The organism is Caulobacter sp. DWR2-3-1b2, assembly GCF_049896345.1.
In the GTDB taxonomy this organism is placed as follows: Bacteria; Pseudomonadota; Alphaproteobacteria; order Caulobacterales; family Caulobacteraceae; genus Caulobacter.
Genome location: NZ_JAFCUC010000004.1, coordinates 16,253 through 37,862, shown reverse-complemented (window position 1 = coordinate 37,862; position 21,610 = coordinate 16,253). Strand labels below are relative to the sequence as shown.

Genomic DNA, 21,610 nt, shown 5'->3' with positions numbered 1-21,610 from the left:
GCACGGTCAGGTTCCGGACCTATGCGACAAAAGCGACCATTTGGTGCAAATGAGCGGACCGATTGTCGCAGCTTGACCGTGGAGCGCGGATGCCGACCTGGGACCCCGACGTCTATCAACGCTACAAGGCCTATCGCGATCGTCCGGCCCTGGACCTGATGCTGCAGATACCGCGCGACTTGGATCCGCAGGAGATCTGGGACCTGGGCTGCGGCACGGGCGAGCACGCGACCTTGTTGGCCGCCCGGCATCCTCGGGCCAAGGTGCATGGCCTGGATTCCAGTCCGGAAATGCTGGCGCGCGGCCAGGCGATGCGCGGCGACATCGACTGGGTGCTTGGCGACATCGCCACCTTCGCGCCCGACGTCGCGCCCGACCTGATCTTTACAAACGCCGCCCTGCAATGGCTCGAGGGCCACGAGACGCTGTTCCCACGGCTGATGGGTCTGCTGGCCCCGGGCGGCGTCCTGGCCTGCCAGATCCCGGTGGTGGCCGACGACGGCTGGCGGCGCAGCCTGCGCGAGGTGGCGCGAGACGGGCCGTGGGCGGATCGACTCGGTGCACTGGCGCCGGTGCGGTCCGAGGCCGATCCACGGTCCTATCATGACTGGTTGTCGCCGCTCAGCGCTGACCTCGACATCTGGGTGACCACCTATGTCCACGCGCTGGGCGGGGAAGACCCCCTCATCGATTGGACGTCGGGGACCAGCCTCAAGCCCTATCTGGAGGCCCTGAGCGATCCGGCCGAGCGCGCGGCGTTCCTGGCGACTTGGCGCGCGCGGCTGGCGGTCGACTATCCGCGCCGCGACGACGGCGTGACCCTGTTCCCGTTCCCTCGACTGTTCATCATCGCCCAGCGCTACTGACCGGCGCGCGGGCCAAGTCGGCGAGGCTGGGGCGGCGGCGCAGTTCGGTGACCGGCTTGGCCAGGCTGTCCAGGACCATGGCGGCGGCGGTCTTGCCGGCCGTTACCGCAGGCTCGAAGGCCCGCCAGTCGCGGATGTCGATCTTGTCGAGCTTCGGGGTGATCAGCACGTCGGACGCCTCGCGGCTGGCGGTCAGGTCGCGGCCGGTCGAGACCGTGGCGGCCCGCATCAGCAGGGCGACGATCGGCGGCCCCTTGCGCCACTCGCCCGACCAGAACCAGGTCCACAGCGAGGCCGGGAGATCGACGTCCTCGGCGGTGATGCTGCGGCCCCGCGTGACGTCGACCCCGACAATGGGACCCAGATGGAAGGCCCGCATCACGTCGGCCGGGAAGTTCTTCATCACCGCCCCGTCGACCAGCACCGAATTGCCCATGGCCACCGGCGGAAGCACGCCGGGGAGGGAGATCGAGGCGCGCAGGGCGTCCTGCAGCACGCCTTGGCGGTGCAGGTGGTAGGAGCCCGAGGTCAGGTTCGACGAGACGCAAAAGAACGGCAGCCACAGGTCGGCGATCTCGATCGCGTCGAAATGCTCCCCCAGCCGCGCCTTGACCTTCAGGCCGCGGGTCATGGCCACCAGCGGGAAGGCGATGTCGTCCAGCGGGCTGGTCTCGACGAAGGCCTTGCGGATGCGGGTCTCCATCTCGCCGTCGTCCCAGCCCATGGCCAGGCCGGCGGCGACCACGGCCCCCATCGACGCGCCGCCGACGAAGTCGATCGGAACGCCGCGCTCGCGCAGAGCCTGGATGGCGCCGATATGGGCATAGGCGCGGGCGCCGCCGCCGGACAGCACCAGGCCCACCGACTGGCCGGTCAGCACCCGCGCTAGGCGCTGCACGTCGGCCATGCCGTTCTCGCGCAGATGGAACAGTCGCGCGGCCTGGGTGGCGTCGAGCCACTCCGCCGAGCCCTTGGGGTGGGTCACGCTGGCCGGCTGAAGCAGGATCAGGTCGACCAGCCGCTGGTCCTGCAGCGGGCCGGAAGCGTAGGAGGGGATCACCGGCGGCGGGGCGCGATCGCCCTGGCCGACGCGGAACAGGCGGTCCACCTGCCGGCCCACCACATGCTTCCAGGCGGTCTCGTGGGCCTCGGCCACGTACAGCACGAAGTCGTGCCGGCGCTCGACGCTGCTGAACCACTCGGTCGGGGCCAGCAAGGATTCGGCGCCTTCGACGGTGACCGAATAGCCCAGGGTCTCGACGGCGTGGGCGATGCGGTCGATGATCGGTCGGATCAGCTTGCCCGGCTCCACTGCGATGAAGCCATAGACCGACGGATCGCCGATCGAGGCGTGGGCGCCGGCGTTGCGGGCCCGGCGGATCATCAGCCGCGACAGCTCGATCATCACCTCGGGGTCGCGCTCAACCGCCTCGAAGAAAGCGGCGCGGGGCAGGGCCAGGATCTCCGAATCGCGCAGGGCGACCAGGTTGGCCGAGTGGGGCGCGCCGGCGATCATCGACATCTCGCCGGCCGGTTCGCCAGGCCGGATCACCCCCAGGAACTGGGTCTCCTGACCTTCCTCGCGCCGAAACGCGCCAAGCCGGCCGGTGCGCACGAAGTAGAGATAGTCCGCCGCCTCGCCAGGCGCGTACAGTGTCGCGCCGCCTGGAAGGGAGAACCAAGCGGCGTCGCCTTCGCGATGTTCTTGCGCGAAGAGCCGGGCGAGGGCCGTATCGGCCATGAAGTCGGGCAGGGTGACCACGGTAGGACGCTAACTTGAACCGCGGAACTTGACCATCGAAGGTCAAAAACTGCGGCTTTCAGTGGGAAACGGAAAAGGCTATGCCTCGCTAATGCCGAAGATGAACACGGGTATCGACAAAAACGGCGCGTTGTTCGCCAAAAACGCCGCGCACAACCGTGACCTCGTTCAGACCCTGCGCGCAAGGGTCGCGGTCGCGGCTCTGGGCGGTCCGGAAAGTGCACGGACGCGGCACACGGCGCGCGGCAAGCTGCTGCCGCGCCAGCGTGTCGAGCGGCTGCTGGACCCCGGCTCGCCGTTCCTGGAGATCGGCCAATTGGCGGCCTGCGACCTCTATAATGGCGAGGCCCCCGGGGCCGGCATCATCACCGGCATCGGCCGGGTGTCGGGTCGCGAGGTGATGATCGTCGCCAATGACGCCACCGTGAAGGGCGGCGCCTATTTCCCGATGACCGTGAAGAAGCACCTGCGCGCCCAGGAAATCGCGGCCCAAAACCGCCTGCCATGTGTCTATCTGGTCGACAGCGGCGGCGCGAACCTGCCCCACCAGGCCGAGGTGTTTCCCGATCGCGATCACTTCGGCCGCATCTTCTTCAACCAGGCCCGGATGAGCGCCCAGGGCATCGCCCAGATCGCCTGCGTCATGGGCTCGTGCACGGCCGGCGGCGCCTATGTGCCGGCCATGAGCGACGAGACGGTGATCGTTCGGGGCCAAGGCACCATCTTCCTGGCCGGCCCGCCGCTGGTGAAGGCCGCCACGGGCGAGATCATCAGCGCCGAGGAACTGGGCGGGGCCGACACCCACGGCCGTCGGTCGGGCGTGGTGGACCATGTGGCCAATGACGACGAGCACGCGCTGGAGATCGTCCGTTCGATCGTCGCCAACCTCAATAACACCAAGCGCGTCGAGACCGAGATCCACGACGCCAAGCCGCCGCTGCATGACCCGGCCGAGCTTTACGGTGTCGTCCCGACCGACGTTCGCGCGCCCTACGATGTGCGCGAAGTGATCGCCCGCATCGTCGACGGCAGCGCGTTCGACGAGTTCAAGGCGCTGTACGGTACGACCCTGGTCTGCGGCTTCGCCCGGATCTGGGGCATGCCGGTGGCGATCCTGGCCAATAACGGCGTGCTGTTCAGTGAGAGCGCCGTCAAGGGCGCGCACTTCATCGAGCTGGCCTGCAAGCGCAAGATCCCGCTGGTGTTCCTGCAGAACATCTCGGGCTTCATGGTCGGCGGCAAGTACGAGGCCGGCGGCATCGCCAAGGACGGCGCCAAGCTGGTCACGGCGGTGGCCTGCGCCGAAGTGCCCAAGTTCACCGTCCTGATCGGCGGGTCCTTCGGAGCGGGAAATTACGGCATGTGTGGTCGGGCCTACAGCCCGCGCTTCCTGTTCACCTGGCCCAACAGCCGCATCTCGGTGATGGGCGGCGAGCAGGCCGCCAGCGTCCTTTCCACGATCAGGCGCGACGGAATGGAGGCCAAGGGCGAGACCTGGGCGGCCGAGGACGAGGAAGCCTTCAAGGCGCCAATCCGCGCCCGCTACGAGGAAGAGGGCGATCCCTACCACGCCACCGCCCGCCTGTGGGACGACGGCATCATCGACCCGGCCCAGACCCGCGACGTGCTGGGCCTGGCGATCAGCACCAGCCTCAACGCCCCGATCCCCGACACCACGTTCGGCGTCTTCCGGATGTAACGCCCTGCCCGAAAGGTGAAGTCATGACCAATCCTATCGCCGATCCGATCGTCGAGGTTCTCGACACCGACACCATGAGCCCGCTGGTCCATCTGGACTCGACGGCGGGCGGGGCGGTGACCGTCTGGATCAATCGGCCGGCCAAGAAGAACGCCTTTGACGCGGCGACGATCGCCGCCCTGCGCGAGGCCTTCGAGACCCTTCACGGCGCCGAAGGGGTGCGGATCGTCTTCCTGCGCGGCGTGGGGGGAGCGTTCAGCGCCGGGGCCGACCTGGAATGGATGCGCGCCGCCGCGGAGTGGAGCGAGGACGACAACCGGGCCGACGCGCTGGAACTGGCGCACATGCTCAAGGCCCTGCACGACATTCCGGCCCTGACCGTGGCCCTGGTCGAGGGGCCTGCGTTCGGCGGCGGCGCGGGCTTGGTCGCCGCTTGCGATCACGCCCTGGCCACGGCCGACGCCCGCTTCGCCTTTTCCGAGGTCAAGTTGGGCCTGACCCCGGCCACCATAAGTCCCTATGTGATCGCCGCCCTGGGTCCGCGCACCGCCAAGCTGCTGTTCGCCACCGGCCGGGTGTTCGACGCCGACGCCGCGTGGAGCTACGGTCTGGTCGACGAAGTGTTCGATGACGCCGCCGGATTGGAAGCCGCCCAGGAGGCCCTGATCGAAGAGGTCGCCGCCTGCGCGCCCGGCGCGATCGCCGACGCCAAGGCGCTGGTCAACGACCTTGTCGGCCAAAAGATCGACCGGGGCCTGATCGACGAGACGGCAAAACGCATCGCGCGGAGGCGTGTGTCCGACGAAGGTCAAGAAGGCGTGCGCGCGTTTCTGGAACGCCGTAAGCCCTCCTGGACCATCTAGTCCGAAACTTGTTCGACCCCTCCCTGGCGCAGATCTAGGATTTCACCGTTGATCTCTTCCGTTCTGATCGCCAACCGCGGCGAGATCGCCCGCCGCATCATCCGCACAGCCCGCGAGCTGGGCGTGCGGACCATCGCGGTCTATTCGGAAGCCGACGCCGAGGCGCCGTTCGTAATGGAGGCCGACATGGCGATCCTGATCGGCCCGGCGCCGGCGCGAGAAAGCTATCTGGTCCCCGAAAAGATCCTGGCCGCCGCCCGGCAATCTGGCGCCGAGGCCATCCACCCCGGCTACGGCTTCCTCTCCGAGAACGCCGACTTCGCCCAGGCGGTGATCGACGCGGGCCTGATCTGGATCGGCCCGCCGCCTAGCGCCATCCGCGCCATGGGCCTGAAGGACGCCGCCAAGAAGGTGATGATCGCGGCGGGCGTGCCGACCACGCCCGGCTATCTGGGCGAGGACCAGTCCGCCCCGCATTTGGCGGAAGAGGCGGCCAAGATTGGCTTCCCGGTGCTGATCAAGGCCGTCGCCGGCGGGGGCGGCAAGGGCATGCGCAAGGTCGAACGCGCCGAGGACTTCGCCGCCCTGTTGGCCTCCTGCCAACGCGAGGCGTCGGCCAGCTTCGGCGACGACCGCGTGTTGCTGGAGAAATACGTCACCCGGCCCCGTCACATCGAGGTGCAGGTGTTCGGCGACAGCCACGGCAATGTCGTCCACCTGTTCGAGCGCGATTGTTCGCTGCAGCGCCGCCACCAGAAGGTCATCGAGGAGGCCCCGGCCCCCGGCATGGACGAGGCCACCCGCGCCGCCGTCTGCAACGCGGCGGTCAAGGCGGCCCAGGCCGTCGGCTATGTGGGAGCCGGCACGGTGGAGTTCATCGCAGACGCCTCGGAGGGCCTGCGCGCCGACCGCATCTGGTTCATGGAGATGAACACCCGGCTCCAGGTCGAGCACCCGGTCACCGAGATGGTCACCGGCCAGGACTTGGTAGAATGGCAGCTTCTGGTAGCCTCGGGCGAGCCATTGCCGCTGGAGCAGCACGAGATCGTGCTCGACGGCTGGGCCATGGAGGCCCGCCTCTATGCCGAAAACCCGGCCACGGGCTTCTTACCCTCGACCGGTCCGCTGATCCATTTCCGCTTGCCGGAGGGTGACGTGCGGGTCGACAGCGCTGTGGAGGAGGGCGGCGAGGTCACGCCGTTCTACGACCCGATGATCGCCAAGCTGATCGCCCATGGTGTCGATCGCGAGGACGCCGCGGCGCGCCTGGCCGAGGCCTGCCGGCTGGTCGAGGTCTATCCGGTCAAGACCAACGCCGCCTTCCTGGCCAAGTGCGCCAGCCATCCCGACTTCATCGCGGGCGACGTCGATACCGGCTTCATCGAGGCCCGGCTGGAGGAACTGACGGCGCGAAACTTCTCCGACGCGCCGACCCTGGCGGCGATCGGCCAACGGCTGGAGGCCTTCATGGAGGCCGACACGCCCAAGGCCGACGTCTGGAACGGAGGGCCGTCGCGCCTATCGGGCTTTCGTATGAACGCGCCTCGGGCGGCCATGGACCTGCCGATGTCGGTGGACGGCAAGGTCGTGCCGCTGCGGGTGGCCCTCGCTGGTGGTGCGGGCGACGACTGGTCGTGGGACATCACGGTCGAGGACGGCCGGCCGCTCGACGACGTCGACGTTCTGCCTTCGGCGTTCGGCGATGACCCGCTCTATGTCTTTGAAGGCGGCGACGTTCGTGAGTTCGACTTCACGCCGAAGGTCGGGGCGGCTCACGTTTCGGCCTCGGACGGCGCGATCCTGTCGCCGATGCCGGGCAAGATCGTCTCGGTGGACGTCGAGGCCGGGCAGACGGTCACCAAGGGCCAGACCCTGCTGACCCTCGAGGCCATGAAGATGGAGCACGCCCTGGCCGCCCCGTTCGACGGGGTGGTGGCCGAACTGTCAGCCATCGCCGGCGGCCAGGTCAGCGAGGGCGTGGTGCTGGCGCGACTGGAGCCCGCGCTGGCCGTAGCGTCCTAGGAACAGACGAGGACATGCCCATGGGCATGTCCTCCATCGCATCCACGTCGGCTCTTTCCTCGGCGCGGCGCGCGCCCTAAGTACCCGCCATGCCTCTGCACATTATCAAGCTGGTCGTCGGTTGCGACACCATCGACGACCTCGTCGCCTGGCACACCGACGCCGCCAGGCCCTGGATCATGCAAACCCGCATGACGCCCAAGCGGGTCGACGAGGTGCTGGAGGGCGGTTCGCTGTACCGGGTGATCAAGGGCCAGATCCTGTGCCGCCAGACGATCCTGGCCATCGACACGATCGGCGAAGGCCCGGCCTCGCGCTGCGAGGTCACCGTCGATCGCAACCTCGTGCGCGTCGCCCCGACCCCGCGACGGCCGTTCCAGGGCTGGCGCTACCTGCAGCACGCCGACATCCCGCCGGACCTCACTGAGGGCGAGGCAGCCGAGATGCCGGCCGACCTGGCGCGACAACTGCGCGAACTGGGCGCCTGGTAGGACTCTAGAGCAGTTTTCGAGCGAAGTGGTTCCGGTTCGCGTGAAGAAAAATGTGTCAAAACAAAAGATTAGAGCTCCCGGCCTGACGCAGTCAGGTCGGGAAATGCTCTAGACAGCGATGTTGTCGATCAGCCGGGTCTTGCCTAACCAGGCTGCGACCAGGATGCGGCCCTGGGCGTCGCCGATCGGGCCGGGACCCAGGCGCGACAGACCACTGGCCTCACGGACGTCAAAATAGTCGATCTGGCGGAAGCCGGCGTTGATCAGCGCGGTCTTGCCCACGGCCTCGGCGTCGTCGATCCGGCCGCCGGCGGCGACAGCCTCGGCGGCGGCCTTGAGGGCGGTGGGAAGGGTGACGGCGGCGGCGCGTTCCTCGGGGCTGAGATAGGCGTTGCGCGAGGAGAGGGCCAGGCCGTCCGCAGCCCGCGCGGTCGGGGCGCCGATGATTTCGACGGGCAGGTCCAGGTCGCGCACCACCCGCTTGATGACCTGGAGTTGTTGGTAGTCCTTTTCGCCGAACAGGGCGATGTCGGCTTGGCTCTGGATCAGCAGCTTGGCGACGACCGTAGCCACGCCGCCGAAGAACTGAGGCCTCGCAGCGCCTTCAAGGGGTTCGGAGACGCCCGTCAGGTTGATCGTTGTCGAGAAGCCTGGGGCGTACATCTCGTCGACGCCGGGCGCAAACAGCAGGTCGCAGCCAGCGGCGGCCAGCAGTTCGGCGTCGCGAGCCTCGCCGCGCGGGTACGAGTCGAAGTCTTCGTGCGGCGCGAATTGCTTGGGATTGACGAAGACGCTGGCCACGGTCCGCTGGGCGTGTTGCTGGCCCAGCCTGATCAGCGACAAGTGGCCGTCATGAAGCGCACCCATGGTCGGGATCAGCGCCACGCGATCTCCGGCCGTCTTCCAGCCCCGCACCTCTGCACGAAGGTCGGCGACGGTGCGGACGATTTTCGGGGCCGGGTCAGACACGGCGAACTCCTGCACGAACAGGCGTTGGCTTATGAAGGACAGGGCCTCAAGCGTCCACCTGCGACAATGGGTCCACAGGGAAGCGGGCCGTGGATTGACGTCCAACCCTCTCAGGGCGTCTCTTGCATGTTAATCTTTCGCTAAGAGTCGCCGAGTCGGGCGGAAAGAAGGAAAGACAGCCATGGCCGAGCCGCGCGTCATCGTCGTCGGCAACGAGAAGGGCGGGGCGGGCAAGTCCACGATCGCCGTGCATCTGGCCACTGCCTTGCTGTATGGCGGCGCCAAGGTGGCGTTGATGGACCTGGACCTGCGCCAGTGCTCGACGATGCGGTTTTTCGAAAATCGCCAGGCCTGGGTCGCCGCCAATGGCGTGACCCTGCCCATGCCCATCCAGCAACGCCTGAGCGAGGATGACATCGCCCTGGCGGCCGGCCCGGAAACCGATCAGGTCGAGAAGTTCGAGGCCGCCTTCGTCGCCGCGCGCGACGCCGCCGACTTCGTGCTGATCGACACCCCAGGCGGCGACACCGCCATATCGCGCATGGCCCACGGCCTGGCCGACCTGATCGTCACCCCGATGAACGACAGTTTCGTCGATTTCGACATGCTGGGTCACATCGATCCGGTGACCATGGAACTGCAAAAGCCCAGCCTCTATTCGCTGACGGTGTGGGAAGCTCGCAAGGCCCGCGCCCTGTCGGGTCAGCGCCAGGCGCTGGACTGGGTGGTGCTGCGCAACCGCCTGGCCACCACCGAGGCCCGCAACCGCAAGCGCGTCGAGGATCGCCTGACCGCGCTCTCAAAGCGCGTCGGCTTCCGCATGGGTCCAGGTCTGCGCGACCGGGTGATCTATCGCGAACTGTTTCCGTTCGGCCTGACCATCGCCGACCTGTCGCCCCAGGTGCGTCCGGTGCCGGTGTCGTTGCAGCATCTGGCCGCGCGCCAGGAATTGCGGGCCCTGATGCATTCCCTTGGCCTGTCGGCCTTTTCCGGGGAAACTCTGCTCGCCGCCCAGTAAGTCGGGGCGGCGTCGGGACGGACGCTGAATGTTCTATCTGCTGCTAGGCGGCCTGCTGTTGCTGTTCATCCTGTCGGGTCGCGCCTCGCGCCTCTTGAAGGGGGATGGTTGGCGCGTGGGGGCAGGGGCCTTGGCCATCGTCTCATTCGCCGGCGCGGGTTATGCCGGCGTCCGCCAGGCCTGGGAAGTCTGCATCGTCCTTCTGGTGATCGGCATCTGGACGGCGACCACAGCCAGGCAGCGACCGATCATCCGCAAGGTCGTCGCGAAATCGGATGTCAGCCTGAGCGAGGCGCGCTCGATCCTCGGCGTAGGACCCCAGGCGTCCAAGGCGGAGGTCCAGGCGGCATATGCCCGCCTGATGCGCTTGGCCCATCCGGACAAGGGCGGCACGGCGGGTCTCGCCGCCCAGCTCAACGCCGCGCGAGATCGGTTGCTTGGCGGAAAATAGTCCGCCCTAGAGCATTTCCCGACCTGACTGCGTCAGGCCGTGAGCTCTAATCTTCTGTTTTGACGCATTTTTCTTCACGCGAACCGGAACCGCTTCGCTCGAAAATGCTCTAGCGCGGCGACAGGACCATGCACGGCTGACGCTTGGCGGTGATCGCCTGACAGGCGCCGCGGGCGGCGTCCGCGCTCAGGCCCTGGAATTGAGCGCGGAACGCCCCGCCCGCCGCGCCCTCGACCGCGCCTTCGGCATCGGCGACGAACCTGGCGAAGCGCGAGCGAACCAGCGAGATCTGCTCGCGGGCCAAGGCCTTGGATTGGAAGGCTCCAACCTGCACGCCCCACCCGCCCTTGGTCTTGCTGGGGGCGGGTTTGGCGCTGGCCTGGGCCTGACGCAGGGTCGGCGAGACCTTCATCGGCGGCGCGGCGCGCGGATTGTCGGTGAGCACGATCTTCAGGCCGGCCTGGTCGCCGTCGCCCTCTTCGGAGGAGGGACGCATGATCGGGCCGGTCGGCTCGTCTTCGTACAGGTTGGCGGCGATGGTCGTGCGTTCGCCGCGCGAACGACGCTTCATCACGTCGAAGCCCGTGGTCAACAGGTCTTCCATGTTGTTGTCGCGCCAGGCGGTCGAGGATCCGCCCAGGACCACGGCGATCAGTCGCCGTCCATCCTTCACGGCCGACCCGGCGAGGTTGTAACCAGAAGCGTTCGTGTAGCCGGTCTTCAGGCCGTCGAAGCCAGGCATGCTGGTCAGCAGACGGTTGTGGCCGCGGATGTAGTTCCCCCGGAAATTGAAGCCGGTGATGCTGAAGTAGGAATAGTACTGCGGGAAGTCGCGCATCGTGGCCCGGGCCAGGATCGCCAAGTCACGGGCGGTGCTGATCTGGCGGCTGTCGGGAAGGCCCGAGGCGTTGACGAACCGGCTGTTGCGCATTCCCAATTCCTGACCACGCAAGGTCATCAGAGCGGCGAAGCGGCCTTCGCTGCCGCCGATTCGTTCGGACATGGCGACGGCGACGTCGTTGGCCGACTTCACGGCCATGGCGCGAATCGCTTCGTCCACGCTGACACTGTCGCCGACGGGCAGACCCAGTTTGGTCGGCGCCTGAGCGGCGGCGTGCGAGGAGATTGGCACTCGGTCGGTGAGCTTCAGGCGGCCTTCGCTAAGCGCCTCGAAGGTGAGATAAAGCGTCATCACCTTGGTGACCGACGCGGGGTAGCGGGGGCTGTCAGCCCTTTTATCATAAAGCATTTCGCCGGAATTGGCGTCGATCACGATCGCCGCGTATTTTGGCTCGGCGGTGTTGAGTTGCAGATACGGGATCTGGGCCGCAGCCGTGTTCGGGGCGACCAGACCGCACAGCAGCGCACTGGCAAGGCCAGCGGCGGCGAGAACAGAACGGGCGGACTTAAGCTTGGCGAACATGATCAATGCGTCCGTCTGAACTGAGCGGTTCCGCACCGCCACACGCGTACCCTAACATGCGCGTTGCCGCCTTACGCCAAAGTAAACAACTGGTGAGCGATTTCGCCGCGGACATGGATCTTTTCAAGGCGTTGCAGCGAAGCTTCAGCCCGCTGGCGATTGTTTCCGTTACGTAATGGTGCGCTGCACAAAAATCTTGACTGCTGCACTGCAACATGAGACACCGGCGTTGTCCCAAATGCATGGGCGGGATCGTTGGTCCTGATCGTGCCCCGCCCTTTGCCAGGAGCTCCCCCATGGCCGCCGCCGAAACCTTGAAGAACACCGCTGAGCAATTCAGCACCGCCTCGAACCAAGCGTTCAAGGACGGCGTGGAAAAGTCCCTGGCCGCCCTGGCCGACGCCAACAGCCAGTCGAAGAAGAACCTGGAAGCTGTCGTCGCCTCGGTAACCGCCGCCACCAAGGGCGCTGAAGCCCTCGGCGCCCAAGCCTTCGCCTATTCGAAGAAGGCCGCCGAAGATCAGGTGGCCGCCGCAAAGTCGCTGGCCGGGGCCAAGAGCGTCCAAGAAGCCGTCGAGCTGCAAACCGCTTGGGCCAAGTCGGCCCTGGAAGCCTACATCGCCCAGATGAGCAAGGCTTCGGAGATCGTCTCGGCCTCGATCAAGGACTCGGTCAAGCCGCTGAATGAACGCGTCACCGCCACAGTCGAAAAGCTGCAAGCCGCGCGCTAAACCTTCTGGCCTTCGGGTCATTAAAAACGCAGTTCAAGAGGCCCGGACCGGGAACGGTTCGGGCCTTTTTTCTTGTCCTGTCAGCGTGCGGCGCTAAGCATGGGCTCCAGTCTTTGGAGCGTATGATGTCGAAGGTCGAAGAGCGTCTGACGGAGCTGGGAATCGTGTTGCCGCAACCGGTCGCTCCGGTGGCCAACTATGTTCCGTTCGTCCAGACCGGGAACCTGATCCACATCTCCGGCCAGATCTCGCTCGACGCCAATGGCGGCCTCAAGGGCACGGTGGGGACCGACGTCGATCTCGAAACGGCCCAGCAAGGCGCGCGGCTTTGCGGTATCAATCTGCTGGCCCAGATGAAGCTCGCCACCGGTGATCTGGACCGAGTGAAGCGAGTGGTCAAGCTGGGCGGCTTCGTCCAGGTCAGCCAGGACTTCACCGACATCCCCAAGGTCATCAACGGCTGCTCGGACCTTATGGTCGAGGTGTTTGGCGACGCCGGACGCCACGCTCGCTCGGCGGTGGGGGTCTACAGGTTGCCGCTGGGCTTCTCGGTCGAGGTTGACGCCGTGGTCGAGGTGTTCTGATGCGCGCCCGGCCAAGACCCGAAGCCCAGGCGTTCGGCGAGGCCTGGGAGCGGCTGTTCGAACCGGCCATCGCGCATCGGGGCCTGTGGTCGCCGGGCGGCTCGCCGGAAAATTCGTTAGCCGCCTTTCAGGCCGCCTGCGCCGGCGGCTACGCCATCGAGCTGGACGTGCAACTGACCGCCGACAATCACGTGGTGGTCTTTCATGACGACCACCTGGAGCGACTGACAGGCGCGGTGGGCAAGCTGCGGGATCATACCGCTGCTGACCTGGAACGACTGACGCTGTCGGGCACGGATGAGACCATTCCCAGCCTGGCGGACGCCCTGACGGTGATCGGCCACCGGGCCATGGTCTATATCGAGCTCAAGACCCCGTTCGGTGAGGTAGGCGAGCTCGAAAAGCGGGTCTCCGACATCCTGCTCGACCACAACGGCCCGACAGCCGTGATCGGCTTCAATCCCTATTCCCACGCCTGGTTCGCCGAGCACCAACCGCAGATTCTGCGGGGCTTGGACAGCTACAGCTGGGCCGACGAGAGCGCCCGCAGGCTGGCCCCGGAAATGCGCAAGTCGCTCGCGGCGCTGGAGCATGTCGAGATCGCCCGGCCCGACTTCCTGGCCTTAGGCATGGACATGCTGCCCAGTCCACGCGCCGATCTGCTGCGGGCCAAGGGCATGCCGATCATTGCCTGGACCGTGCGCTCGGCTGAGCAGTGGGACAGCGTCAGCGACCATTGCGACAACATGATCTTCGAGGGTTTCGCCGCGTGACAGCCGTCAAGGCGGAGGTGCGCATCCATCGGCGCATCGTCGAGATCGGCCGCGAGGCCTGGGACGCCTGCGCCGGGCCGTGCGGCGATCCGTTTGTCAGCTTCGATTTCCTCCACGCCCTGGAAGAGAGCGGCTGCGCCGTCGATCGCACCGGCTGGGCGCCGCATCATCTCAGCGTGCTGGACGAGGACGGCCGTGTCGCGGCGGTCATGCCGCTCTATCTGAAGTCCCACAGCCAGGGCGAATATGTCTTCGACCACAGCTGGGCCGACGCCTACGAGCGGGCCGGGGGGCGCTACTACCCCAAACTGCAGTGTTCGGCGCCGTTCTCGCCGGTCACCGGGCCGCGACTGATCGTCCGGCCGGATATCGATATAGACGACGGCCGCTCGGCCCTGCTGGGCGGGGCCCTGACCCTATGCGACCGGCTCGAGGCGTCGTCCCTGCACGTGACGTTTCCGAAGGCCGATGAGTGGGCCTGGATGGGCCAGCGCGGCATGCTGCTGCGGCAGGACCAGCAATATCACTGGTACAACAACGGCTACGCCACCTTCGACGACTTCCTCGCGGCATTGTCGTCCAATCGCCGCAAGACCATTCGCCGCGAACGGCGTGACGCCCAGGCCGGCCTGGAGATTGTCGCTCTGACCGGAGACGCGCTGACCGAGGATCACTGGGACGCATTCTTCGGCTTCTACATGGACACCGGCGGCCGCAAGTGGGGCCGGCCCTATCTGAACCGGGCCTTCTATTCGCTGCTGGGCGCACGAATGGCCGACAAGGTCTTACTGATCATGGCGCGCCGTCCCGGCGGTCCGTGGATCGCCGGCGCCTTGAACCTGATCGGCGGCGATTGCCTCTACGGCCGCCACTGGGGCTGCGCCGAGGACGTGCCGTTCCTGCATTTCGAGCTGTGCTACTATCAGGCCATCGAGCACGGCATTCGCCTTGGCCTGCCGCGCGTCGAGGCCGGCGCCCAGGGGCAGCACAAGATCGCGCGGGGCTATCTGCCCAGCCCGGTCTATTCCGCCCACTGGATCGCCGACCCCGCCCTGCGCGAGCCGGTGGCGCGCTATTTGGAGCGGGAGCGCGAGGCGGTCAGCGCCGAGATCGAGATGCTGACCGAAGAATTCTCGCCGTTCCGCGAAGAACGCTAGAGCATTTCCCGACCTGACTGCGTCAGGCCGTGAGCTCTAATCTTTTGTTTTGACGCATTTTTCTTCACGCGAACCGGAACCACTTCGCTCGAAAAATGCGCTAGCCCAGATTGGTCGCGGCGACCTTGTCCTTGTAGTCGGCCTTCGGGTCGCGCCCGAGCAGCATCTTGACGCCCGCGAACAGGCTATGCTCGTTCAACCAGATCTGACCTTGACCGGCGTCGAAGCGTAGCAGGCGGATCTTGGGATCGTCCTGGCCCTCGAACCAGGCGGCGACGAAAGGATTCCACAGTCGGTCGATGGTGGCGCGATCGGTGTCGATCTCCAGGTCGCCCTCGACCGAGGCGAACAGGTCGTGGCCCTTGGACACGAAATGCAGATCGGCCCGGCTCTTGGTCGTCAAGGCCGAGACGAGGTCGGTCTCCGACGAGCTGAAGAACCAGATCGGACCGCCCTCGTCACTTTCGGTTTGCGCGGTCATGGGCTGAGCCCGGCCGCCTTCGACCCCCATCAGGCCGACCATGGCCGTCCTGTCGGACTTCAGCGACTTCCAGAACTTGGTGACGATTTCAGCTTCATTGGACATGGACGTTCCTCCGTTCGCTAGCCAACGAAGGGGCGCGGCGACCGTTCCTCGAAAGGCTTCAGGAATTTTCCCAGGCGGCCTTCAGCAGCCCCTTAAGATCCTCATCGACCTCGGACGGCGCGGCGAGGACGAGCTTGGCCTTTAACCGTTCGGACCAGCCTTCGTTCTTGGGTGGGATGAGGCGAGGTGAAGCATCCGGCGCTGCGGCCAGGCCCAGCATCACCACGCCGCCCCTGGCCGGCTTGGCCGCGGCGAACTGGAAGCCGCGCGACCAGGCGGTGAAGGCCTCGCGCTGGCCCGTGATCAGGCCTGGCAAGTCGGCGACGACCTTTCCCAGGGCTTCGAGGATCGCGGTGGAGGCGGGATCGCTCCATAGAGCCGCGCGCTGCGCGCCGACGTCCTCGCCGATCCTGTTGGCCTCCGGAAAGGCTTCGGACATCACAAAGCTGGCCCGGTTCTGGCCCAGGCCGTGGTGGTGCTTCATCCATGCCAGGCGGGCGCGGGGGCTGGTCTCCGGGCAGGTTCTGGCGACCGCCACCCGGTCGGCAAGACTCTTGCCGGTGTCGCGCGCCAGGCCTTCCTTGACCGAGGCGAACCACTTCTTCTGGCGCTCGGCGAGGGTCTCGGTGCTCATGCCCATGCTTGCGCCTCCCCCGGGGTTTGCTACGACCTGCACTTGAGACAGGAGACCGCCATGAGCCTTCACGGAAGCTACGACACAGACAACATTTTCGCCAAGATCGTTCGGGGCGAGATCCCGGCGGTCAAGGTGTTCGAGGACGACCAGGTCCTGGCCTTCATGGACGTCTTTCCGCAGTCGCGCGGCCATGTGCTGGTGATTTCCAAGACCAGCCAGGCCCGCAACATCCTCGAGGCCGAGACCAAGACCCTGGGCCGGTTGATCGGCGCGGTGCAGAAGGTGACCCAGGCCGTGACCACGGCCCTGAAGCCCGACGGTGTGGTGGTCACCCAGTTCAACGGCGCGTCGGCCGGCCAGACCGTCTTCCACCTGCATTTCCACATCATTCCGCGCTACGACGGCGAGGCTTTGGGCCGGCACGGCGAGGGGATGGCCGATGTGGAGGACCTGAAGGCCGTGGCCGAGAAGATCTCGGCGGCGCTCTGACGGGATCGGCCGCTCGGCTAGGGGCCTAACTTGATAATCGCCGTAGCCAAGCCGACGATCGCCGTCACGCCTCCCATCAACGCGAAGCTTTGGAAGCGGAGCTTGTCGTTTAGCTCGGCCAGTATCTGGTTTTTGGTTATGGCCAGGTCCGCCTTCAAGGCTTGGCTGTCCATCCTGGTCGTGTGCGCCAATTCGGCGACGTCACCCTTCTTCGCCATATCTACGATGTCGGCCTTCGTCGCCATGTCTGCGATGTCAGCCTTCGTCACCATGTTCGCGAGGTCAGCCTTGGTCGCCATGTCGGCGATGTCGGCCTTCGTCGCGATGTTCGCGAGGTCAGCCTTCGTCGCCATGTCGGCGATGTCCGTTTTGGTCGCCATGTTCGCGACATCGACCTTGGTCGCCAAGCAGCTAATGTCTGGAAAGTGCGCCGCCGACTGCACAAGCCCCACGATCGCTTCCGCCGCGCGCTCTTCCAGCCCCGCGTCACGAAGGCATTCCGAGGCGGTGAGCGTGTCGAAAGCCGGGTTCACGAACTCAAGCTATCCGAGCGTTCCTGTTTTGTACAGTCTTCATTCGCGAGCTCAAAAGCAAAGAGGCCCGGATCGCTCCGGGCCTCTCGCTGTCGTTTTGCCTATTCGGCCAGGGCCGGTTCGGCCTCGTCCTCGTCGGCGACCTTGGAGCCCTTGGCGGGTTTCTCCGGATTGCTCTCGATCTCGAAGTCGATCTTGCTGTCCTTGAGCACCACCTTGACATGGCCCCCTCGGACCAGACGCCCGAACAGGATGTCGTCGGCCAGCGGCTTCTTGATGTGCTCCTGGATGACCCGGCCCAGGGGGCGGGCGCCGTAGAGCTCGTCGAAGCCGTTCTTGGCCAGCCAGTCGGCCGCGTCGTCGCTCAGCGAGATCGTCACGTTCCGGTCGGCCAGTTGGGCCTCCATCTGCATGACGAACTTCTGCACGACCATCCGGATGATCTCGGGCGTCAGCGGCTTGAAGGCCACCACGGCGTCGAGGCGGTTGCGGAATTCCGGGGTGAACAGGCGCTTGAGGGCAGCCTCTTCCTCGCCTTGCACCTTGTCGCGGCCGAAACCGATCGATTGGCGCTGAGCATCCGAAGCGCCGGCATTGGTGGTCATGATCAGGATGACGTTCCTGAAATCGACTTTCTTGCCGTTGCTGTCGGTCAGCACCCCGTGGTCCATGACCTGGAGCAGGATGTTGTAGACGTCCTGGTGCGCCTTCTCGATCTCATCCAGCAGCACCACGGCGTGCGGGTGCTGGTCAACGGCGTCGGTCAGCTGACCGCCCTGATCGTAGCCGACATAGCCGGGGGGAGCCCCGATCAGCCGACTGACGGTATGGCGTTCCATATATTCCGACATGTCGAAGCGGATCATCTCGATCCCGAGCGTCTGGGCGAGCTGCTTGGCCGCTTCGGTCTTGCCGACGCCGGTCGGGCCACTGAACAGATAGCTGCCGATCGGCTTTTCGGGATCGCGCAGACCCGCTCGAGCCAGTTTCATGGCCGACGACAGCTGCTTGATGGCCTCGTCCTGGCCGAACACGGTGCGCTTCAGGTCGGTTTCCAGCTCTCGCAGCGACTCGGTGTCGGACTTGGACACCGATTTCGGCGGGATGCGGGCGATCTTGGCCACGACGGCCTCGATCTCCTTGACGCCCAGGACCTTCTTGCGACGGCCCTCCGGCAGCAGCATCTGGCCGGCGCCCGCCTCGTCGATCACGTCGATCGCCTTGTCGGGTAGCTTGCGGTCGGTGATATACTTGGCCGACAGCTCCACCGCGACCTTCAGGGCCTCGTTGGTGTATTTCAGCTTGTGGAAGTCCTCGTAGTAGATCTTCAGGCCCTTGAGGATCTTGATGGTGTCTTCCACCGTCGGCTCGTTGACGTCGATCTTCTGGAAGCGGCGAACCAGAGCCCGATCCTTCTCAAAGTGCTGGCGGAACTCCTTGTAGGTGGTCGAGCCCATGCAGCGCAGCGAGCCGGAGGCGAGGGCGGGCTTGAGCAGGTTGGAGGCGTCCATGGCCCCGCCCGAAGTAGCGCCCGCGCCGATCACCGTGTGGATCTCGTCGATGAACAGCACCGCGTTGGGATGGTTCTCCAGTTCCTTGACCACCTGCTTGACGCGTTCCTCGAAGTCGCCGCGATAGCGTGTGCCGGCCAGCAGCGCGCCCATGTCGAGCGAGAAGATGGTGGCGCCCGCCAGGACTTCCGGAACCTGCCCCGTGATGATCTTTCGGGCCAGGCCCTCGGCGATGGCGGTCTTACCGACGCCGGGTTCGCCCACCAGCAGCGGGTTGTTCTTGGTGCGCCGGCAGAGGATCTGGATCGCGCGTTCGACTTCATTGGCGCGGCCGATCAGCGGATCGACCTTGCCTTGGCGGGCCTTTTCGTTGAGGTCGACACAATAGGCTTCGAGGGCCTCGCCGCCGGTCTTGGCGTTGGGCTTCTCGACGTCTTCCTCGACCGTTGCGCCCTTGGCCGTCTTCGGCTCGGACGACCCGGCCTTCTTGGCGATGCCGTGGGCGATGAAGTTCACCGCGTCGTAGCGGGTCATGTCCTGCTCTTGCAGGAAGTAGGCGGCGTGGCTCTCGCGTTCCGAGAAGATCGCCACCAGCACATTGGCGCCGGTGACTTCCTCGCGACCGGAGGACTGGACGTGGATCACCGCGCGTTGGATCACGCGCTGGAAACCCGCGGTGGGCTTTGCATCGTCCTCGTCGTCGACGACCAGAGAGGCCAATTCGACATCGAGATAGTTGACGAGGCTCTTCTTCAGAGCATTGAGGTCGACATCGCAGGCTCGCATGACCCCGGCCGCGTCGTCGTCGTCGGTGAGCGACAGCAGCAGGTGTTCAAGCGTTGCGTACTCGTGCTTGCGCTGGTTGGCGTAAGCGACGGCGCGATGCAGGGATTCTTCGAGTGGGCGCGAAAAAGAGGGCAAGGGGAGGGCTCCTCAGTCCTTTTCCATGGTGCACTGCAGTGGGTGCTGATGCCTGCTTGCCGAGTCGATCACCTGGGCGACCTTGGTCTCGGCAACTTCGTAAGTGAAAACGCCGCAAACGCCGACGCCATGCTGATGAACATGCAGCATGATCCGGGTCGCATCTTCGCGCGACTTATTGAAAAAACGTTCAAGTACGTAAACGACGAACTCCATAGGTGTGTAGTCGTCGTTCAAGATCAATACGCGATACAGCGAAGGCTTCTGCGTCTTCGGCTTCACTTCCGTGATTACCGAAGAACCCGCGCCGTTGTTCTGTCCGCCTTGCTTTCGCTCGGCCATCGACCGCTTTCTCCCGGCGAGCCGAACCACCCGCCTTACATGGATTAGATATGGAAACGCGGCAGCATTGGAAGGGGCTGCCGCGCGGCTGCGCCGCTTTAACACAGGGGCGCCGCGCAAAACGGCTTCTCAGTTGGGATAGTGGCGACCCCGCCCGAAGGTCGCCGGTCGCGAGGAGCCGAAATGGGGGCGGGGTTTGGGGTGCGCAAGGGGCGAGAAGGCCGACTCAGTGAAGCTCGAAGGCCAAACGTGAAGGTTTGCGATCGCCGCATCGTCTGGCATGGAGAATTGAAGTCAGGAGTTCCCTAGCGTGACCGATCTTCGTACTCAGAAGCAGCGGATGCTGGCCGGCGATCTCTACAGTCCGATGGACCCGGAGATCATGGCCGACCACGAAACGGCGGTGGCCTGGATGGGGCGATACAACGCTCTGGACCTGCCGGTCGGTCGACGCCACGCCCTGTTGCGCGAACTGTTCGCCCATGTCGGCGACCACTGCATCATCCGCCCACCGTTCCACTGCGACTACGGCTGCAACATCAGCATCGGCGAAGGCGCGTTCCTCAATTTCAACTGCGTGATCCTCGACGTGACCACCGTGACGATCGGGGCCAGGACAACGATCGGGCCGAACGTCCAGATCTACACCGCCGAGCACCCCCGCGATCCGGTGGAGCGTCTTACGGGCATCGAGTACTCAAAACCCGTGGTGATCGGCCAAAACGTCTGGATCGGGGGCGGGGCGATCATCCTGCCGGGGGTGACCATCGGCGACGACGCCATCATTGGCGCCGGCAGCGTGGTCACCCGCGACGTTTCGACCGGCGCGACGGTGGTGGGTAATCCGGCGCGGGTTCGCGGGTAGGACGGCGCGGCGGGAGGGACACGATGAAGGCCTATCTGGTGCTCGACTTTTCCATTCGCGACGTCGCGGCGTTCATGCCCTACGTCGCCGCGATCCCAGCGTTCATTGACAAGCACGGCGGCCGATACGTCGTGCAGGGCGCCGAACCGACGGTCGTCGAAGGTGACTGGAGGCCCGAGCGAATGGTCATCCTCGATTCCCTTCACGCGAGGCGGCCCAGGCCTTTCTCGACGACCCCGATGCCAAGTCGCTCTTTGCCTTGCGCCACGGCGCCACCGATGGCCGGCTGGTGCTGGTCGATGGGTGTGACTGAGGTCTCGGCTTCCTACACCTTGGCTTCGCCGGATGCGTGGATTACGGGGCGGCGTCGAACAGAGGCAGCGGCGTTTCCACTACCCTCACGGGGTCACCCAGCCGCACCAGGCCGCCGGTGATCACCCGCGCGGTGATTCCACCGTGTCCACGCACCGCGTTGTAGCCTCCGGGGCCGAGGATCTCTTCCATGCGGCTGCAGGGATGGCAGTCGCCGGTGTCTTCCAGCACGACCTCGCCAACCTGGAAACGCCGGTTCTTCAGGGCGCGCAGGTTGATCCCCTCAACCACGATGTTGCGCCGCAGATGCTGGGGGGTGACGTCGCGATCCAGATAGCTGGCGATGGCCGCCAGGTCCTCGGCCTGGATCAGGGTGACTTGGCGCTTACCGCCCTTGCCGTCGGTGTTCGGTCGGCCGTTGTAGTGATCGCCGACCAACCCTGTCTCGCGGGTGATCTCCGCCGCGTCCAACGCGACCAACGGCGCGTGGCGCGCCGGTCGCGCGCCGAGCCACATCACGTGACCGGGCCGGATCGCGCCGGCCATCAGGCGGGCGAGGGGAGAGGCGGGGTTGAGGCCGCCGCTCACGCCCCGGTCCTCACGCC

22 protein-coding genes and 1 pseudogene are annotated in these 21,610 nt (G+C 65.9%); 14 read left to right on the top strand and 9 right to left on the bottom strand.

Features of this window, described 5'->3' with window-relative positions; genetic code table 11:
- Positions 1 to 89: 89 nt before the first annotated feature.
- Positions 90 to 866 (top strand): methyltransferase domain-containing protein, encoded by a 777-nt coding sequence (locus tag ACP694_RS11945; RefSeq protein ID WP_426012662.1) that lies wholly within the window; start codon positions 90 to 92, stop codon positions 864 to 866.
- On the opposite strand, the gene ACP694_RS11940 is transcribed toward ACP694_RS11945, so the two are convergent.
- Complete coding sequence (locus tag ACP694_RS11940; RefSeq protein WP_426013250.1) at positions 847 to 2,607, bottom strand: patatin-like phospholipase family protein; 1,761 nt, start codon at positions 2,605 to 2,607, stop codon at positions 847 to 849. The genes ACP694_RS11945 and ACP694_RS11940 overlap by 20 nt on opposite strands.
- 112 nt (positions 2,608 to 2,719) lie before the next feature.
- Here ACP694_RS11940 and ACP694_RS11935 point away from each other — a divergent pair, with 112 nt between their 5' ends.
- The 4 genes from ACP694_RS11935 to ACP694_RS11920 all read left to right on the top strand — a co-directional run bounded on the left by ACP694_RS11935 (position 2,720) and on the right by ACP694_RS11920 (position 7,703).
- Entirely contained in the window at positions 2,720 to 4,327 is a 1,608-nt protein-coding gene (locus ACP694_RS11935) for a carboxyl transferase domain-containing protein (RefSeq protein ID WP_426012660.1), read from the top strand.
- 23 nt (positions 4,328 to 4,350) lie between these two features.
- Positions 4,351 to 5,190, top strand: a complete 840-nt coding sequence (locus tag ACP694_RS11930; protein ID WP_426012658.1) for an enoyl-CoA hydratase-related protein — start codon at positions 4,351 to 4,353, stop codon at positions 5,188 to 5,190.
- A gap of 48 nt (positions 5,191 to 5,238) precedes the next feature.
- Positions 5,239 to 7,212, top strand: coding sequence for a biotin carboxylase N-terminal domain-containing protein (locus ACP694_RS11925; RefSeq protein WP_426012655.1), 1,974 nt, complete (start codon positions 5,239 to 5,241; stop codon positions 7,210 to 7,212).
- Positions 7,213 to 7,301: 89 nt separating this feature from the next.
- The gene (locus ACP694_RS11920) at positions 7,302 to 7,703 is read left to right on the top strand and encodes a DUF1489 family protein (protein ID WP_426012654.1); all 402 of its coding nucleotides are present in this window, start codon (positions 7,302 to 7,304) and stop codon (positions 7,701 to 7,703) included.
- A gap of 108 nt (positions 7,704 to 7,811) precedes the next feature.
- Here ACP694_RS11920 and panC read toward each other — a convergent pair whose 3' ends face one another.
- Entirely contained in the window at positions 7,812 to 8,672 is an 861-nt protein-coding gene (panC, locus tag ACP694_RS11915) for a pantoate--beta-alanine ligase (RefSeq protein ID WP_426012652.1), read from the bottom strand.
- A 181-nt stretch (positions 8,673 to 8,853) separates the two neighbouring features.
- Between panC and ACP694_RS11910 the strand changes: the two genes are divergently transcribed.
- Together ACP694_RS11910 and ACP694_RS11905 are read left to right on the top strand one after the other, a co-directional pair.
- Positions 8,854 to 9,690: a division plane positioning ATPase MipZ gene (locus ACP694_RS11910; RefSeq protein ID WP_426012650.1), complete on the top strand. Its 837-nt coding sequence runs from the start codon at positions 8,854 to 8,856 to the stop codon at positions 9,688 to 9,690.
- Between the two features lie 28 nt (positions 9,691 to 9,718).
- Positions 9,719 to 10,141, top strand: a complete 423-nt coding sequence (locus tag ACP694_RS11905; RefSeq protein ID WP_426012649.1) for a molecular chaperone DnaJ — start codon at positions 9,719 to 9,721, stop codon at positions 10,139 to 10,141.
- Positions 10,142 to 10,250: 109 nt separating this feature from the next.
- On the opposite strand, the gene ACP694_RS11900 is transcribed toward ACP694_RS11905, so the two are convergent.
- Entirely contained in the window at positions 10,251 to 11,564 is a 1,314-nt protein-coding gene (locus tag ACP694_RS11900; protein ID WP_426012647.1) for a serine hydrolase, read from the bottom strand.
- A gap of 296 nt (positions 11,565 to 11,860) precedes the next feature.
- On the opposite strand from ACP694_RS11900, the gene ACP694_RS11895 reads away from it, so the two are divergent.
- From ACP694_RS11895 to ACP694_RS11880, 4 genes are all read left to right on the top strand, one after another.
- Complete coding sequence (locus ACP694_RS11895; RefSeq protein ID WP_426012645.1) at positions 11,861 to 12,295, top strand: phasin family protein; 435 nt, start codon at positions 11,861 to 11,863, stop codon at positions 12,293 to 12,295.
- Between the two features lie 125 nt (positions 12,296 to 12,420).
- Complete coding sequence (locus tag ACP694_RS11890; protein WP_426012643.1) at positions 12,421 to 12,879, top strand: RidA family protein; 459 nt, start codon at positions 12,421 to 12,423, stop codon at positions 12,877 to 12,879.
- Entirely contained in the window at positions 12,879 to 13,652 is a 774-nt protein-coding gene (locus ACP694_RS11885; protein ID WP_426012642.1) for a glycerophosphodiester phosphodiesterase, read from the top strand. The genes ACP694_RS11890 and ACP694_RS11885 overlap by 1 nt, the downstream gene beginning before the upstream one ends.
- Positions 13,649 to 14,809, top strand: coding sequence for a GNAT family N-acetyltransferase (locus tag ACP694_RS11880; protein ID WP_426012640.1), 1,161 nt, complete (start codon positions 13,649 to 13,651; stop codon positions 14,807 to 14,809). The genes ACP694_RS11885 and ACP694_RS11880 overlap by 4 nt, the downstream gene beginning before the upstream one ends.
- A 100-nt stretch (positions 14,810 to 14,909) precedes the next feature.
- Here ACP694_RS11880 and ACP694_RS11875 read toward each other — a convergent pair whose 3' ends face one another.
- Both ACP694_RS11875 and ACP694_RS11870 read right to left on the bottom strand, forming a co-directional pair.
- On the bottom strand, positions 14,910 to 15,395 hold the full coding sequence (locus ACP694_RS11875; protein WP_426012638.1) for a pyridoxamine 5'-phosphate oxidase family protein: 486 nt from the start codon (positions 15,393 to 15,395) through the stop codon (positions 14,910 to 14,912).
- 58 nt (positions 15,396 to 15,453) lie between these two features.
- The gene (locus ACP694_RS11870; RefSeq protein ID WP_426012636.1) at positions 15,454 to 16,029 is read right to left on the bottom strand and encodes a DUF5655 domain-containing protein; all 576 of its coding nucleotides are present in this window, start codon (positions 16,027 to 16,029) and stop codon (positions 15,454 to 15,456) included.
- A 60-nt stretch (positions 16,030 to 16,089) separates the two neighbouring features.
- Between ACP694_RS11870 and ACP694_RS11865 the strand changes: the two genes are divergently transcribed.
- Positions 16,090 to 16,521, top strand: a complete 432-nt coding sequence (locus ACP694_RS11865) for an HIT family protein (protein WP_426012635.1) — start codon at positions 16,090 to 16,092, stop codon at positions 16,519 to 16,521.
- 17 nt (positions 16,522 to 16,538) lie between these two features.
- Here the strand turns inward: ACP694_RS11865 and ACP694_RS11860 are convergent, their stop codons facing one another.
- The 3 genes from ACP694_RS11860 to clpS form a co-directional block, all read right to left on the bottom strand.
- The gene (locus tag ACP694_RS11860; RefSeq protein ID WP_426012634.1) at positions 16,539 to 17,054 is read right to left on the bottom strand and encodes a hypothetical protein; all 516 of its coding nucleotides are present in this window, start codon (positions 17,052 to 17,054) and stop codon (positions 16,539 to 16,541) included.
- A 101-nt stretch (positions 17,055 to 17,155) separates the two neighbouring features.
- A complete protein-coding gene (gene clpA, locus ACP694_RS11855; RefSeq protein WP_426012633.1) occupies positions 17,156 to 19,486 on the bottom strand; it encodes an ATP-dependent Clp protease ATP-binding subunit ClpA in 2,331 nt (776 codons plus the stop codon).
- Positions 19,487 to 19,498: 12 nt separating this feature from the next.
- Positions 19,499 to 19,828 carry an ATP-dependent Clp protease adapter ClpS gene (gene clpS / locus ACP694_RS11850; RefSeq protein WP_426012631.1) on the bottom strand — a complete coding sequence of 110 codons (330 nt, stop codon included), beginning with the start codon at positions 19,826 to 19,828 and terminating at the stop codon, positions 19,499 to 19,501.
- Positions 19,829 to 20,138: 310 nt separating this feature from the next.
- On the opposite strand from clpS, the gene ACP694_RS11845 reads away from it, so the two are divergent.
- Together ACP694_RS11845 and ACP694_RS11840 are read left to right on the top strand one after the other, a co-directional pair.
- Positions 20,139 to 20,693 carry a sugar O-acetyltransferase gene (locus ACP694_RS11845; RefSeq protein WP_426012629.1) on the top strand — a complete coding sequence of 185 codons (555 nt, stop codon included), beginning with the start codon at positions 20,139 to 20,141 and terminating at the stop codon, positions 20,691 to 20,693.
- 23 nt (positions 20,694 to 20,716) lie between these two features.
- Positions 20,717 to 21,006: pseudogene (locus tag ACP694_RS11840) on the top strand (DUF1330 domain-containing protein).
- Positions 21,007 to 21,047: 41 nt separating this feature from the next.
- On the opposite strand, the gene ACP694_RS11835 reads toward ACP694_RS11840, so the two are convergent.
- Positions 21,048 to 21,593 carry an MOSC domain-containing protein gene (locus tag ACP694_RS11835; RefSeq protein ID WP_426012628.1) on the bottom strand — a complete coding sequence of 182 codons (546 nt, stop codon included), beginning with the start codon at positions 21,591 to 21,593 and terminating at the stop codon, positions 21,048 to 21,050.
- Positions 21,594 to 21,610: the final 17 nt, after the last annotated feature.

Excerpts from the sequence above, each read along its gene's own strand:
- clpS (WP_426012631.1), bottom strand. The coding sequence starts at position 19,828 with ATGGCCGAGCGAAAGCAAGGCGGACAGAACAACGGCGCGGGTTCTTCG.
- ACP694_RS11945 (WP_426012662.1), top strand. The coding sequence starts at position 90 with ATGCCGACCTGGGACCCCGACGTCTATCAACGCTACAAGGCCTATCGC.
- ACP694_RS11895 (WP_426012645.1), top strand. The coding sequence starts at position 11,861 with ATGGCCGCCGCCGAAACCTTGAAGAACACCGCTGAGCAATTCAGCACC.
- ACP694_RS11910 (WP_426012650.1), top strand. The coding sequence starts at position 8,854 with ATGGCCGAGCCGCGCGTCATCGTCGTCGGCAACGAGAAGGGCGGGGCG.
- ACP694_RS11940 (WP_426013250.1), bottom strand. The coding sequence starts at position 2,607 with ATGGCCGATACGGCCCTCGCCCGGCTCTTCGCGCAAGAACATCGCGAA.
- ACP694_RS11905 (WP_426012649.1), top strand. The coding sequence starts at position 9,719 with ATGTTCTATCTGCTGCTAGGCGGCCTGCTGTTGCTGTTCATCCTGTCG.
- ACP694_RS11885 (WP_426012642.1), top strand. The coding sequence starts at position 12,879 with ATGCGCGCCCGGCCAAGACCCGAAGCCCAGGCGTTCGGCGAGGCCTGG.
- ACP694_RS11935 (WP_426012660.1), top strand. The coding sequence starts at position 2,720 with ATGCCGAAGATGAACACGGGTATCGACAAAAACGGCGCGTTGTTCGCC.
- ACP694_RS11865 (WP_426012635.1), top strand. The coding sequence starts at position 16,090 with ATGAGCCTTCACGGAAGCTACGACACAGACAACATTTTCGCCAAGATC.
- ACP694_RS11890 (WP_426012643.1), top strand. The coding sequence starts at position 12,421 with ATGTCGAAGGTCGAAGAGCGTCTGACGGAGCTGGGAATCGTGTTGCCG.
- ACP694_RS11930 (WP_426012658.1), top strand. The coding sequence starts at position 4,351 with ATGACCAATCCTATCGCCGATCCGATCGTCGAGGTTCTCGACACCGAC.
- ACP694_RS11870 (WP_426012636.1), bottom strand. The coding sequence starts at position 16,029 with ATGAGCACCGAGACCCTCGCCGAGCGCCAGAAGAAGTGGTTCGCCTCG.
- ACP694_RS11920 (WP_426012654.1), top strand. The coding sequence starts at position 7,302 with ATGCCTCTGCACATTATCAAGCTGGTCGTCGGTTGCGACACCATCGAC.
- ACP694_RS11875 (WP_426012638.1), bottom strand. The coding sequence starts at position 15,395 with ATGTCCAATGAAGCTGAAATCGTCACCAAGTTCTGGAAGTCGCTGAAG.
- ACP694_RS11900 (WP_426012647.1), bottom strand. The coding sequence starts at position 11,564 with ATGTTCGCCAAGCTTAAGTCCGCCCGTTCTGTTCTCGCCGCCGCTGGC.